The organism is Parabacteroides sp. AT13 (assembly GCF_002272965.1).
In the GTDB taxonomy this organism is placed as follows: Bacteria; Bacteroidota; Bacteroidia; order Bacteroidales; family Tannerellaceae; genus Parabacteroides; species Parabacteroides distasonis.
Map to the genome: position 1 here is coordinate 341,363 of NZ_NQMH01000002.1, position 13,961 is coordinate 355,323.

11 protein-coding genes and 1 tRNA gene are annotated in these 13,961 nt (G+C 48.6%); 5 read left to right on the forward strand and 7 right to left on the reverse strand.

The window, feature by feature from the left end; translation table 11 throughout:
* Positions 1-29 precede the first annotated feature (29 nt).
* From CI959_RS15710 to CI959_RS15720, 3 genes are all read right to left on the reverse strand, one after another.
* Positions 30-2,408 (reverse strand): FtsX-like permease family protein, encoded by a 2,379-nt coding sequence (locus tag CI959_RS15710; RefSeq protein WP_057316481.1) that lies wholly within the window; start codon positions 2,406-2,408, stop codon positions 30-32.
* Between the two features lie 148 nt (positions 2,409-2,556).
* Entirely contained in the window at positions 2,557-3,870 is a 1,314-nt protein-coding gene (locus CI959_RS15715) for a SpoIID/LytB domain-containing protein (protein ID WP_057316479.1), read from the reverse strand.
* Between the two features lie 17 nt (positions 3,871-3,887).
* Positions 3,888-5,885, reverse strand: a complete 1,998-nt coding sequence (locus CI959_RS15720; protein WP_057316477.1) for an OPT family oligopeptide transporter — start codon at positions 5,883-5,885, stop codon at positions 3,888-3,890.
* Positions 5,886-6,369: 484 nt separating this feature from the next.
* Between CI959_RS15720 and recR the strand changes: the two genes are divergently transcribed.
* The 3 genes from recR to CI959_RS15735 are packed head-to-tail and all read left to right on the forward strand — an operon-like array spanning position 6,370 to position 8,722.
* Complete coding sequence (gene recR / locus CI959_RS15725) at positions 6,370-6,996, forward strand: recombination mediator RecR (RefSeq protein WP_005868175.1); 627 nt, start codon at positions 6,370-6,372, stop codon at positions 6,994-6,996.
* A 26-nt stretch (positions 6,997-7,022) separates the two neighbouring features.
* Positions 7,023-8,189, forward strand: coding sequence for a glycosyltransferase family 2 protein (locus CI959_RS15730; protein ID WP_057316476.1), 1,167 nt, complete (start codon positions 7,023-7,025; stop codon positions 8,187-8,189).
* 17 nt (positions 8,190-8,206) lie between these two features.
* Complete coding sequence (locus tag CI959_RS15735; RefSeq protein ID WP_005856217.1) at positions 8,207-8,722, forward strand: GNAT family N-acetyltransferase; 516 nt, start codon at positions 8,207-8,209, stop codon at positions 8,720-8,722.
* Here CI959_RS15735 and CI959_RS15740 read toward each other — a convergent pair.
* Together CI959_RS15740 and CI959_RS15745 are read right to left on the reverse strand one after the other, a co-directional pair.
* Positions 8,714-9,310: a YqgE/AlgH family protein gene (locus CI959_RS15740; RefSeq protein ID WP_005856219.1), complete on the reverse strand. Its 597-nt coding sequence runs from the start codon at positions 9,308-9,310 to the stop codon at positions 8,714-8,716. The two genes, CI959_RS15735 and CI959_RS15740, sit on opposite strands and share 9 nt — an antisense overlap.
* A 120-nt stretch (positions 9,311-9,430) precedes the next feature.
* Positions 9,431-10,744 carry a pyridoxal phosphate-dependent aminotransferase gene (locus tag CI959_RS15745; RefSeq protein WP_008771858.1) on the reverse strand — a complete coding sequence of 438 codons (1,314 nt, stop codon included), beginning with the start codon at positions 10,742-10,744 and terminating at the stop codon, positions 9,431-9,433.
* A gap of 143 nt (positions 10,745-10,887) precedes the next feature.
* Between CI959_RS15745 and CI959_RS15750 the strand changes: the two genes are divergently transcribed.
* A tRNA-Asp gene (locus CI959_RS15750) sits at positions 10,888-10,961 on the forward strand.
* Between the two features lie 145 nt (positions 10,962-11,106).
* Positions 11,107-12,009 carry an AraC family transcriptional regulator gene (locus CI959_RS15755; RefSeq protein ID WP_005856223.1) on the forward strand — a complete coding sequence of 301 codons (903 nt, stop codon included), beginning with the start codon at positions 11,107-11,109 and terminating at the stop codon, positions 12,007-12,009.
* 13 nt (positions 12,010-12,022) lie between these two features.
* Here the strand turns inward: CI959_RS15755 and CI959_RS15760 are convergent, their stop codons facing one another.
* Complete coding sequence (locus tag CI959_RS15760; RefSeq protein WP_008771860.1) at positions 12,023-12,586, reverse strand: sugar O-acetyltransferase; 564 nt, start codon at positions 12,584-12,586, stop codon at positions 12,023-12,025.
* 125 nt (positions 12,587-12,711) lie between these two features.
* Complete coding sequence (locus tag CI959_RS15765; RefSeq protein WP_010184305.1) at positions 12,712-13,956, reverse strand: family 20 glycosylhydrolase; 1,245 nt, start codon at positions 13,954-13,956, stop codon at positions 12,712-12,714.
* Positions 13,957-13,961 lie beyond the last annotated feature (5 nt).

Sequence of the window (13,961 nt, forward strand, 5' to 3'; positions counted from 1 at the left end):
CCGTCCGGATAAGATGCGGCCCTTTTGATTTATTCGGACTTGAGGTTGTTTACGGGATTGTCGTGGGTGGTACGGAATACGTTATATCCGGAAACCGCCAGTATGACGGTGAGTACCAATACGCCTCCTCCCACGAATAGATACCAGGATAGCTGGATCTTTTCCGAGAATTGCTCTTGCCATTTCTGGGAGATATAGAAAGCGATACCGCAACCAAGTAAGATGGCTGGCAATGCCATGGTGATGATATCTTTCAAGAAAATATGGAGTATGTCTTTTACCGTGGCTCCGTTAATCTTGCGGATCGCCATTTCTTTCCGGCGACGGTTCACCTCGTCGTTCGTGTATCCGATCAATCCGATGAAGACGATCAGCAAGGTGACGATGCCACCGATCATGACGGAGTCACGGAATTTCCGGGAGGAGGTGTATCCTTCCAGCATCTCGCTCTTGAAGGAGATCACGTTGAGTTCTTTATCCGGGATGAGTTGCCCCATTAGATCCTGCGTCTTGCGTAGAGCCTCGGAAGAAAGGCTATGGTACCGAATGACCATATGTTGGGCCGCCCCTTTCGTATAGAACATGATCTTGGCTCGCGGATCTTCTCCCGCTATGGAGCCTAGGCGGAAATCCTCGAACACGCCCCGGATCGTGAAGAGAGGCATCGACTCGGACTTGGTATCGTGTCCGGTTATTTGTACCGTCTTGCCCACGGCTCCGTCGCTCCAGTCGGCGAAAGGTTTCATGTATTCAATGAAATTGCGGCTCACCAGTATCTCTTGCGAGGAGGTGGTATTCTCTGTGAAGTATTGTCCTTCTACGATCGGGATTTCCAATACGTTCAGGTAATCGTTTCCTACGTCGTAGAGGTCGGCGATGTTGAATAGTTCCCGGTCGTCTCCCGGAAGATAGACGTTATTGCCCGAGGCTCCCCAGAAAGGAAGGTTATAGCAAGTCGTGATGGCGTCTACCTCGGGCAATCTCTGGGTTTCCTCGATCAGTTTGGCACGCCCCGTGGAGTCTACGGCGCCGATATACACATAGGCGAGGTTCTCGGGATTGTATCCCGGATGATCATTCACCATATGGTCGTATTGCTTGCCTACCACTAGCAATAAGGAGGCGAGGAAGCTGATTGCCGTGAACTGGAAGAACAAGAGTCCCAGTTTCCAAAGGCGGCGTGCTTCACGAATACTCCGGAAAACAGCCGCTACAGGAATGCGTCCTAAGAACCAGCCGGTAGCTATGCCCGTAGAGATAAGTACGACTATGACCGTGAGGCATATCGCCCACATACCTGTGGATAGGAATAACGATCGGACTCCCGTGCCGATCAGCTCCTTTATAATTCCTTGAAATCCTAGGATCAGAAGTACGACCAGCGCTAGTGCGACGGTGACGTGGGTCCCTACCTCGGACAACGCCATACCTTGGATATCCTTACCGCTCGCCCCGTAACATTTGCGTACGGCCATCTCTTTCGTGCGGTTCACGATGGAGGAGATCACGATCAATATATAGTTCATTACGGCGGTGAAGATCAATACGAAGGCGATGAACGAGAGGATCAAGGCCATACGTTTGGCCATATCGTCCTCCATATGTACGTTGAGTAGTTTGTGGAAGGTGAAGGTCAGTTCCACGCCGGCTTTCTTAAGGTCGTTTACGGGGAAATGCTTGTCGATCATCTGTCTCATTCCCGCTTCCAACTGGGCCTCTGTCGTACCCGGCGATACCTTGACATAACTTTGGTAGCGGTCGTTTCCGGTTAACATATGGGTTCCGTCCCACATGAACTTGCTGATGGAAGAAAGGGATACGATAATGTCATAACTCTGTTCGGTGTTGTCCGGTAGTTTCTTGAATACGCCGCCTATCGTGAGGGCTTGTCCCGGCGCGTCGTCAATCTCGAAGCGTTTTCCCATCACGTTACCGCCGATACGTTCGGCGATCTCGTCGGATACAAGCACGTACATGGGTTGGGAGAGAACTTGCTTAGGGTCTCCGATGAGCATGGGGCGGGGCAATACGTCGAAAAGACAACTGTCCGCTAGGATGAAGGTCGCTTTGAGCCGATGCTTGTTGTCGGACATCGTAAAAGGGGAGTTTCCCCGGAAGTACGTATAGCGTGTGGCGGCCTCGATCTCCGGTGTCTCTTGTTTCAAGAGGGGGATTACTCCGGCGGGCGTTTGCCCGTGGTCGCCCACTTCCCCGTTCATGAAAAATTTCTCATATACTCGATAGATCCGGTCTCCGTCCGGATAGAAGTTATCGTAGGTGTTCTCGAAGTGGACTTTAGCGATCAGCACCAAGCCGATGGTCAGTCCTATACCCAAGGAGATAATCTTCATTACATTGTGTTGCCCTCTCTTAAAAAGGGAGCGAATTGCGATCCCGATGTTTTTCATATTGTTATTGTATTATTTTCCGGTAAGATAAAATCAAATACCGTGCCATTGTGTTTATATGGTTGAAAAACAGAGGGGTGAGTAGCGTATGATTATTTATGAGTGTCCAATAATTGGACAAGGGTGTCCAGATTTTGGACACCTTTGTTTAATACCTTTTCTCAATAGAGGCTCCGGGGAAATAATGCGTGAGGATTTTCCGGTACGAATACCCTTTGGCTCCCATCACGGCGGCTCCGATCTGGCAAAGCCCTACGCCATGTCCCCATCCGGCTCCTGTCAAGATGAAGCGGGAGGGGATATCGAGGCGGATATCCTTTTTGTCGACAACAAAGGCCGAGCTGTATAGATGCGTCTCGGATAATGTCCGGCGTATCTCAAGCTCTTTGCCGATGGTGAACGAACGGCGTACCCCTACGATCTTAAGTTTCGTGATACGTCCGGACGAACCTCTTTCCAACGGTACGAGATCGATGATCAGTCCGAAATCCATACCCGTTTTCCGGTGGATCAACCCCGATAGTTCCTCTTGCGTGTATTCTACTTTCCAACGGTAGAAATCCGTGGTCTCTTGATCGTAGTTGTTTAGCACTTGGCTAAGGATCTCCTTGTCCGTCGTATTACAGAAGGCTTCGGGTGAGGTACGTATCCATTGTTCCGCTTCCCGCTCGTCCGTCAAGTCGGGATAGGTGGGAGTCTCGCCGTCCCTCAATGCGGTAAGATAGGAGTGGGGAACCGGTTCCCAGCAATTCTCGAATTTCTCGGTCACGCCTCCGCAGCATTTCGAGAAGCGGGCGTCGCAGATCGTATCGTTATCCATCAATACCTCTCCACGGGTCTCTTTGATCACCTCCCTGACTATCGGGTTCGATGCCCGGGTAATACCTTGGTAACGCTGGCAATGGTCGTCGGCACAGACATCGAACAACTCATGGTCCTCCCGGTCGTACCAGCGGATCAAGGTCTCGTTGTCGCGGTAACAACTTTTATAGGGCGTAACCGATCCGTTCAAGCTGAAATTCTTCTCGACCTGCGCCAAGAGCCAGCTTCGTGAGATCACGGCATGGGCTTTCAGCAACTCTTTGGAAGCGTTGGCGCTCATCTCCGAGGAGATTACGCTGGTAAGGTATTCCTCCACGTCCACTTGGTTGATCGTGACGATTCCTTTATCGGTCGCCACGAGGTTCAACGCTCCCTTGAAGCGTTGATCCTCCTGTCGTTGCCAGTGAAAATCCACGCCGATCGTGACCGCCTTCAAGTCGAAAGAGGATTGCGGGCTGGTCGGCTCGAAGAATAGCTCCTGATAAAGCTTCCCATTGTACACGATCTTGCCGTTTACCCAGAGGGCACGTTGCTCGCCTATGGTGAACGTGCCGGTTTCCGTATGTACATACTCTTCGTTAAAAACAAATGAGATCGCTTTGTGGGTCATGATTCCCACATTGATTACAGGTGCTTCCATATCCTTATTCCTTTATTCTATTCTTTTTTCGCGTTCAGGGAATTAAATGTGAGGTAAGCGATCATGACAAGGTACATGACAACCGCCAGTATCTCGGCGGCATTGCTAGATGCCCATTCCTCGTTCATCAAGTTGATTCCGCCGAAGCGTAAGGCCGCACTGACCACCCCCATCAAGGCACCGCCGGCGATAAAGCCGGAAGCCAGTAACGTACCTTTCTCCAAGCGGGCCGAGTTCAAGCTTTGGTCTTTGCTACGGCTTCCTACGTACCAACTGATCGCTCCACCGATCAAAAGCGGCGTATTTAGGTCCAAAGGGATAAACATACCCAAGGCGAATGCCAACGCCGGTATCTTGCAGAAGTTCAATACGACGGCGAGGACGGCTCCGATCGCGTATAAAGCCCAAGGTGCCCCCGAACCACTCATCAACGGCTCGATAACGGCGGCCATAGCGTTCGCTTGCGGAGCGGCCAATTGTCCGGTCGTGAAACCGTACGTCTGGTTCAATATCAAGATCACGCCTCCTACCGTAGCGGCAGAAACTAGTGTGCCTAAGAATTTCCAAGTCTCTTGCTTGGCGGGTGTGCTCCCCAGCCAATAGCCGATCTTTAAGTCGGTAATGAAACCTCCCGCCATGGAAAGCGCCGTACAAACCACGCCTCCGATAATCAGGGCGGATACCATGCCGGCCGGCCCCTTCAACCCTACGGCGACCAAGATGATGGAGGCGAGGATCAACGTCATGAGTGTCATGCCCGAAACCGGGTTCGTCCCTACGATAGCGATAGCGTTTGCCGCTACGGTCGTAAACAGGAAAGCGATCACCCCGACCAGCAATAAGCCGATGGCGGCATGGAACCAATTATGAAGTACGCCGAACTGGAAGAACAGGAAGGTGACGATCAGCGATACGATGATACCGATCGTTATCACTTTCATCGACAAATCCTTTTGCGTACGTATGGTATTACTCTCCACAGCGTCTCCTTTTCCTTTCAACTCGTTCGCCGCCAAGCCTACGGCTCCCTTGATGATCCCCCAAGAGTTGATGATGCCGATCACCCCGGCGGTAGCGATACCTCCGATACCGATGTGGCGGGCGTAGGTGGTGAAGATTTGCTCGGCGCTCATGCTCCCGACGGTCGCCGTGATAGCGTCATTGCCGAACGTAAGTACGTCGGCGCTGAAAATGGCGGACATGGCGGGGATGATCACCAGCCATACCAAGAATGAACCGGCGCAGATGATCAAGGAGTATTTTAATCCGATGATGTAACCCAGACCTAGCACGGCTGCACCCGTATTGACTTTCAATACGATCTTGGCCTTCTCCGCCAGCATCTCACCGGCTCCGACGATACGGGTACTGATCGTCTCGCCCCACCAACCGAAGGTGGCGATGATGAAGTCGTACAAACCACCGATTAATCCGGCGAATATCAAGGGCTTCGCTTGGCTTCCGCCTTTCTCGCCGGAGACGAGTACTTGCGTGGTAGCCGTAGCTTCCGGGAAGGGATACTTGCCGTGCATGTCGGATACGAAATATTTACGGAACGGGATTAATAGCAAGATTCCGATGATACCTCCTAACAAGGAACTCATGAAAACCTCGAAGAAATTGACCGTGATCTTCGGATATTTGTCTTGCAGGATATAAAGGGCGGGCAAGGTGAAAATGGCCCCCGCCACGATCACGCCGCTACTGGCCCCGATAGACTGGATGATGACGTTCTCTCCCAAGGCGTTCTTCCGCTTGAATCCGCTGGACAACCCTACGGCGATGATAGCGATCGGGATGGCGGCCTCGAATACTTGACCGACCTTCAGGCCCAGATAAGCGGCCGCCGCGCTGAATATCACCGCCATGACCAATCCCCAAAGGACGGACCAAGGCGTAACCTCCGGATAGTGTTTGTTGGGAGACATAAGAGGCTTGTAGCTTTCCCCTTCTTTTAATTCTCGGTAGGCGTTTTCTGGCAGCCCGGTTACCTTTTCTTCATTTTCTGGTTTCACGATATTAAAATGTTAGATTATTAGTTCGTAATAGCTCCACCAAACGGGTGTTGGGTGACAAATTTATGTTTTCTGGCTGAGACATGCAAGGATTCTTTAGAATAGTTAGGGCAACCGTACCCAAATTATCTATATGAATTCTTGCCCAGTAGCGTATGAATTCTTGTTCGCATGCTGTATAATTCTACAAACCACGGCGTGATCTGTACAGACCAAGTCGTGGAATATACAAATCACGTCGTGGTCTGTACATCCCACGGCGATCATTTGGAAATAGATCAAGTAGTAAGTATGTTTGTATATGGCAAAAAGAATGTTTATTACTTGAGGACATGAACAATTATACCTAGAGCAGTTATAGTTGTACATATCAAGCAAGAGATGTGCGACTTGAATGGGATGGGGGAGAAGCCGAGTAAATAATTTGAGGTTTATCGTTAATTCGTAAATTCTTTCTATTTTTGTAGTCAAATACAGAAAGTAGATGAATCAAAGATATCCTTCAGCCTTGTTGGAAAATGCCGTGAATGAATTGGCTTCCTTGCCGGGGGTGGGGAGGAAGACAGCGCTCCGGCTAGCGCTTTATATGTTGCGCCGGGACGTCGGCTATACGGAAAACTTCGCTGCGGCCTTGGTCGCCCTCCGTCGAGACGTGAAGTACTGCAAGGTCTGCCATAATATATGTGATGATGAGGTTTGCTCTATTTGCGCCAACCCCAGCCGTGACCATTCCTTGGTTTGCGTGGTAGAGAATATCAAGGAGGTGATGGCGATAGAGAATACCGGGCAATTCCGTGGCGTATACCATGTGTTGGGCGGGATCATCTCGCCGATGGATGGTATCGGACCGGGCGACTTGCGTATCGACAGTCTGGTGCGACGTGTGGCCGAAGGTGAGGTGAAAGAGATCATCTTGGCGTTGAGCACTACCATGGAAGGCGATACGACTAACTTTTTTATTTACCGGAAGCTATCCGGTTACGATGTGAGGATCAGTGTCATCGCACGTGGCGTATCTATCGGTGACGAGATCGAGTATGCCGACGAGATCACCTTAGGACGATCCATTATCAATCGTACCGAGTTCAATCTCACCTCTTCTAATTCATAAATCATAACTCATAATTAATATCCGGAATGACCTACGAAGAAACCAAGTTGTCCGTTATCATCGTTAACTATAACGTGAAGTATTTTCTGGAGCAATGCCTCTATTCTGTCCGTGCCGCCGTAACGGGGATGGACGCCGAGGTGTTCGTGGTGGATAATAACTCGACGGATGGATCTGTCGAATATCTCCGGCCTAAATTCCCGGAGGTGGTTTTCATTGAGAATAAAGATAATCCCGGTTTCGCCAAGGCTAATAATCAGGCGATTCGCCAGTGCGCCGGGGAATACGTGTTATTGCTGAATCCCGATACCGTGGTGGGAGAGGAGAGCCTCCGCAGCCTGTGCTTCCAGATGGATGAGGATCCGGAGATCGGAGCTATCGGCGTGAAGATGCTGAATGGGCACGGGGTATTCTTGCCGGAGAGCAAACGGGCTTTCCCTTCGCCTTGGGTGTCGTTCTGCAAGATATTCGGTCTTTCAAAGCTGTTTCCTAACTCTCCTGCATTCGCACGTTATAGCCTGCCGTATCTGGATAAAGAGCAGACGCATAAGGTGGAGGTGCTGGCGGGTGCGTTCATGTTGCTTCGCCATGAGGCGTTGGATAAGGTTGGTTTGTTGGATGAGTCGTTCTTCATGTATGGGGAGGATATCGATTTGTCTTATCGGATCGTGTTGGGAGGCTATAAGAACTTGTACGTGCCGGAACGGATCCTGCATTATAAGGGGGAGAGTACGAAGCATGGTGACTTGAGGTACATAAGGGCTTTTTACGGCGCCATGTTGATTTTCTATAAGAAATATTATCCGGGGTCCGGTTGGTTGATGCGGATACTGATCCGGTTGGCTGTCCTGCTGAAAGCTTGCTGGGCGATGATTTCAGCCCCTCTACGCAAGAAGGCTAAAGCGGTTAAGCATCGCCGCCTTTTGATCTTGTGTAGGGAGGATCATTTTGAGGAGGTAAAGGCCGTTTGCCTGAAAGCTATGCCGGATCTGGAATTCGTGAATCTCTGGGATTTGGACGTGGAGCGTGTGATGGATGCTATCTGTCGCAAGAACCAGATGAAAGGCTTTACGGACTACGCTTTCTGCTTCCCCGATGCCCGTTACGAGCAGATGCTCTTGTTTATGGACAAGCTCGTGAACAAGAAAGCGGTTTACCATATATATACGAAGAAGAGTGGTCGGCTTGTTTAAGTAATCCTTGGGTAAATATGTTGTTGTCGAATGATAGAGTCCGCTTGAGGGCATTGGAACCAGAGGATCTGGAGTTGTTGTATCGTTGGGAGAATGATCCGGAGTTATGGGAAGTAGGGAATACCTTGGCTCCCTATTCCCGTTATATATTGAAGGAATATATAGCGGGTAGCGACCGGAGTATCTATGAGTCTCGCCAACTTCGCTTCATGATCGAGGAATGCGATACGGGGACTTCCGTGGGGATCGTGGACTTATTCGATTTTGAGCCGCATCCGAACCGGGCGGCTTGCGGTATTATGCTGGATCGTAGGTATCAAGGACGTGGCTTTGCTACGGAAGCGTTAAGACTATTGATGGAATACGCTTATACGTTTTTGAAGCTTCATCAACTTTATGTGCATATTCCCGTGGCGAACGAGCCTAGCAAGAAATTATTTACCCGTCTGGGATTTGTCGAGGCGGGGACGCTTAAGGACTGGATCAGGACACCGGATGGTTATTCCGATGTCTGCATAATGCAGTTAATTTAAATACGGGTCCTTCGGATATTTTGTCCAAGTTTTATAATCATTGCCTAATAATTCTACGGAATCTTTCCAATAGCCCTCCCCGTCGGCAGACAGGATATTATCGGTGGTGATATGGCTTACGGCCCACGAGTTCCGTTTGATTTCATGGTTTAATTGCCCTTCGGTCCATCCGGAGTATCCCAAGAAAAACTTCACTTTCCCATCGATTGGGTGCCCGTTGAGGATGTATCGTTTCAATGCGTTGAAATCCCCGTCGAAATATAAATAATCATTGATCTTTAATGCGTCCGGAATGATATTATCCCCTAAGGAATGAATAAAGAACAAACGGTTGGGGCTGACCGGCCCCCCCAGATAAATCGGTATCTCCGGAAATTCGGCAAACTCCTTGAAAAAAGAGTTTACGATAAGATCCGTTTTTTTATTCAAGACAAATCCCATCGATCCGTGTTCCGTATGCTCTATTAATAATACGACGGAACGTTGGAAATAGGCATCTTGTAAAAAAGGCTCGGCAATCAGAATACTTCCTTGAATAGGAAGGACATCGTTATGTGTTATTTTAAATATATTTTTATAAGATGCCATGATCGTGAATGTTAGGTTGTTACTAATTCACCGACAATATAAGGCGTTTTTTAATAAGAAGCAAATGAAAAGCCCGGGATTCAAGTTAATAAACGTGAATCGACCGGGCTTATTGTTAATTTATGCTTGATGATTTTCCTCGAATAATCTCAGTCTTTCGTCCAGCAAATCATATTGGTGATCTTTTATGAAAGAGGTACAAGCCCGTAGTCCTTGTTGGTTACTGCCTGTGGTGCTTAATGATATGGCGCTTACTCCGTAATAAACCAGCTCTTCCATCAATTGTCCGCCGGTCATTCCCGGGTAACCGATCGTGAAATAGAAACCGTCGGCTATCGGTTGGTCCAGATCGTGATCATAAACGATTGTGAAACCATGATCCGTAAAAATCTTCTTTAGTTTCTCCGCTCGACGTCCGTATTCTTTCACTTGCGAGACAAAGTCGAACGTACCGTCTGCGGCGGCCTTGAACATGGCGGCTAAGGCGAATTGGGCCGAGTGGCTGGTTCCGGAAGATAGGGCGTATAAGACACGGTGGATATATACCGTACCGAACGTACCGCCTCCATAACGCTGAGTCAATCCCGGATAGGAGCGATGGTAAAGTTTATTGGAGATCGCTGTCACGCCGATACGCTGTCCGGCATAGCTGAACGCTTTGGAACCGGATATCTGCATGATATAATTATCGGTATAACGGGCTACGCTCGCTTGGTAAGGAGGCTCGAAAGGACATCCGAGGTCCTTGCGGAAATCCATGGCAAAATAGGCGAGGTCCTCTATGACGATCACGTCGTATTTGTTGGCCATCTCGCCGATGATCTTCAACTCCTCATCGGTGAGGCAGAACCAAGCCGGATTGTTCGGGTTGGAATAGATCATCGCGGCAATATTGCCTTTGGAAAGATGCGTTTCCAAGGCCTCACGCAATCGCTCGCCACGGTATTCGTATACGTCGAACGACTCATATTTATAGCCCATAACGGCTATTTGCTGTTTCTGCACGGGGAATCCGGGGTCGATAAACAAGATGGTGTCTTTTCCCGGCGTACATTGTCCGGCCGTAAGGAAAGAGGCGTATGTGCCCTGCATGGAACCGGTTACGGGTACGCAACACTCTGGGTCTATATCTATATTTATAAACGCCTTGATAAAGCGGGAAGCTTGCTTTTTCACTTCGGGAGTTCCGTTGATGTTCGGGTAGATAGACGCTATACCGTTACGCAGGGCTTCGATCTCAGCGTCTACGCCTACTTGAGCGGCTTTCAAGCCCGGTACGCCCATTTCCATATGGATGAACTCGGTTCCCGTTTCTTGTTCCAATTGCGTGGATATGGCAACTACCTCCCGGATAGTCGCTTTCCCAAAATCGGGAAGTCCAAAGCCATCGATAATCCGTCTGGCTGTCTGATAGTCTACAGGAGTATTTTTCATGCTAGTGTTAATTATATATGGGGACAAAAGTATGAAATTTATCGATTTGTTCTAATTTTTTCATCCTAAACTATTGCTAATTCAAAAAATCCACCTATCTTTGCACCGCAATTCAACGGAATAGCGATAAAGAATAACATTTTGGTCTGGTAGTTCAGCTGGTTAGAATACATGCCTGTCACGCATGGGGTCGCGGGTTCGAGTCCCGTCCAGACCGCTTTTTATTTCTCCTTCCTCTTTTTAAATTTTCCTTTAATACATATTTTAATACGATATCATCCGGTTCTATGGATTTTGCCTGATGGCATGAGGTTGTTATATTTGGAATGTTTATCTTTGAGACCAATAAAACAGATAGCCTTATGGAGAATCTAATAAAGATCGATACCGTCGATCAATACAACAAGATGTTTGGCTTGGAGACGTTGCACCCATTGGTGAGCGTGGTAGATTTATCCAAGTCCGAGACATGGCCTACTAATTTCCGGGTTAATTATGGTATATACGGACTTTTCCTGAAAGATACGAAATGCGGGGATATTCGGTATGGGAGGCAATATTATGATTATCAAGAAGGAACCGTAGTAGGATTCGCTCCCGGGCAGGTGACGGGTATTGAGCTTAAGGATGGGACCCGGCCTTTGGCGCATGGGTTGCTTTTCCATCCGGACTTGATCCGTGGTACGGCTTTGGGACGGGACATCAAGCGTTATTCTTTCTTCTCCTATGAATCAAACGAGGCGTTACATCTCTCTGAGGAAGAGAAGGGGATCTTCGTGGATTGCCTGAGGAAAATCCAGATCGAGTTGGAGCACTCCATCGACAAGCATAGCAAACGGCTGATCGCGATGAATATCGAGTTGCTGCTCGATTATTGCCTGCGTTTTTATGACCGTCAGTTTACGACCCGTGCGGAGACGAATAAGGATGTGTTGGTGAGGTTCGAACGATTGCTGGATGAATACCTGCAAAGCGATCTGTTAAGACAGGAAGGGCTACCTACTGTACGGTATTTCGCCGAGAAGATTTGTTTGTCCCCAAACTATTTCGGTGATCTGATCAAGAAAGAGACAGGGAAAACTGCCCAAGAAAATATACAAGACCGGATTATTTCCTTAGCGAAAGAATGGATATTAGGGACAAACAAGACCGTCAGCCAAATCGCTTACGACCTAGGATTCCAATACTCCCAGCATTTCAGCCGCATATTCAAGAAGACCGTGGGGTGTACCCCGAATGAATATCGGAAATCCCAGATGTCGTAATCTGTGTTACGGGCTATTGGATGTATTTTATGACCTTGGCGGGAACACCTCCCACGATGGCATTGTCCGGTACATCTTTAGTAACTACCGAGCCGGCTCCGACTATAGCGTTCTCGCCAATGGTTACGCCGGATAGGATCGTTGCGTTCGAGCCTACCCAGACATTCTTCTTCAGAACGATCGGGGCAGGGTAGGTAGTGCTCCGGTCCTCGGGGGCGAAGCCGTGGTTGAGGGTGGCAAAGACCACGTTATGCCCGATCTGGCAACCGTCACCCAGTGTCACCCCGCCATGATCTTGAAAATGACAGCAAGCGTTGATGAAAACGTTCTTGCCTACCGTGATATTCTTTCCGAAATCCGTATAGAACGGGGGGAATACACGAAAAGACGGATCGACCGGCTTATTAAACAAGCGGGATAACAGCTCACGGATTTCCTCGGGAGCGTGATATGAACCGTTTAACTCGAATGTCATGCGTCTGGCCTCATCGCTCATCTTGTTCATAAACTGATGGATCTCGTCTCCTTTAAGAGGCTTTCTTGTCTCTACATACTTCAAGAATTCGTTTAGTGTCATAATTGCTATTTTAATAAGTTCTACTTCTTGGTTTGTTTATACCTTTTCGATTGCAACGGCAAAGATCGATGAAATCCGGAGAAACTTTTGTAGATGGATTACAGGAATTATGACCTAAATTACATTCACCGATTCTCCAAGGTCTTATATTTCTCGATTAGTTTCTTGACCGTGACAGCGTCCGAGACCTCTTGCTTATAGGTAGTCGGGTTATAATAGGCCTCGAGGAAACTGTCTGCACCGGACCAGACTGTCTCGATAATTCCTTGGAAATGGCGAGACATTTCCGGATTTGAATGCTGGCGAAAATGGATCATATCATCTACCTGTTGAAGCGCTATCTGAGGTTTACGCCAAGGGCATGTAGCAACGTCGAAGCCTTTCATGGCAAAGTAAACAGCGGTTTGCTCGGCACGCTCATAATGCCAGTCGCAGATAAAAACATCTTTCGGGATCAAGTCGATCGCACGGTAGGTATTGTTCATGCTGGCTTCCCAAGCGCCGATCCCGGTAGTTTTGCCATCGATCAGGCGGTCTCCCCATATCATCAATCGTTTGCCTTGTGAGGCTAAGTGGTTTTGTATTTTAGTGACCTCACCGGCATATAACTCAGCCTTGTCATGTCCGCCGCAACGGACGCAACTATCATGTCCGATATAAAAGACCTCGTCCATTCCGGCATGGAATAATTGAGTTTCGAAAACATCCGTCAACTCGTCTACTAAAGCGAATACGATTTTATGTACTTCCGGATGAAGCGGGCAGTAACTTTTACAATAAAGTCCGTCTGAGTTGGGCCAACCCGTATAGTTCTTGGTATCCACGTGTGGCGTCTCGTCGAACTCCGGATACTCACGTAATAAAGCGTAGGTAGTCTCAGCCCATGATTGATGCCCCAAGAGATTGATCTGGGGAGCGATACGTATTCCGTTATCCCGGCAAACCTTTACGATCTTTTTCACATCCTCTCGTGTGAGTGGGGTCGGATCCCTCAGTTCTGGATGGGACTCATAGGCATAATTCCAGTCTACCCGTAGAATCAACAAGTTGAAATGACTGGGAGCCAGTTCCTCTTGGACGAACTTCAAGAATAGATCCAACTTCTGTGCGGATGGAGCGGCGATGGCCAAGCCTCGTACGGGCATGATACTATCTAAACGGTTTGTCTCTGATTGGGCGGAAACTTGGGCTGAACCTATAGCCCATATAAGCAAGAATAGTCCGATAATCTTTTTCATATAGCGATATGTTTTAATGTTTAAATTTTTAATTTGATGTACGCTTTCGAAGATCATCACGCACATCGTGACGGCCCGGAGGATGTCGATGGCTATGTTACGTTGCGTAAAATCTATTGGTTGATCGCTCATAATAT

What these genes read in the sequence shown, in the direction of transcription:
- CI959_RS15715 (WP_057316479.1), bottom strand. Translation starts at nt 3,870, where the DNA reads ATGGAAGCACCTGTAATCAATGTGGGAATCATGACCCACAAAGCGATC.
- CI959_RS15730 (WP_057316476.1), top strand. Translation starts at nt 7,023, where the DNA reads ATGACCTACGAAGAAACCAAGTTGTCCGTTATCATCGTTAACTATAAC.
- CI959_RS15765 (WP_010184305.1), bottom strand. Translation starts at nt 13,956, where the DNA reads ATGAGCGATCAACCAATAGATTTTACGCAACGTAACATAGCCATCGAC.
- CI959_RS15740 (WP_005856219.1), bottom strand. Translation starts at nt 9,310, where the DNA reads ATGGCATCTTATAAAAATATATTTAAAATAACACATAACGATGTCCTT.
- CI959_RS15735 (WP_005856217.1), top strand. Translation starts at nt 8,207, where the DNA reads ATGTTGTTGTCGAATGATAGAGTCCGCTTGAGGGCATTGGAACCAGAG.
- CI959_RS15755 (WP_005856223.1), top strand. Translation starts at nt 11,107, where the DNA reads ATGGAGAATCTAATAAAGATCGATACCGTCGATCAATACAACAAGATG.
- CI959_RS15760 (WP_008771860.1), bottom strand. Translation starts at nt 12,586, where the DNA reads ATGACACTAAACGAATTCTTGAAGTATGTAGAGACAAGAAAGCCTCTT.
- CI959_RS15745 (WP_008771858.1), bottom strand. Translation starts at nt 10,744, where the DNA reads ATGAAAAATACTCCTGTAGACTATCAGACAGCCAGACGGATTATCGAT.
- recR (WP_005868175.1), top strand. Translation starts at nt 6,370, where the DNA reads ATGAATCAAAGATATCCTTCAGCCTTGTTGGAAAATGCCGTGAATGAA.
- CI959_RS15710 (WP_057316481.1), bottom strand. Translation starts at nt 2,408, where the DNA reads ATGAAAAACATCGGGATCGCAATTCGCTCCCTTTTTAAGAGAGGGCAA.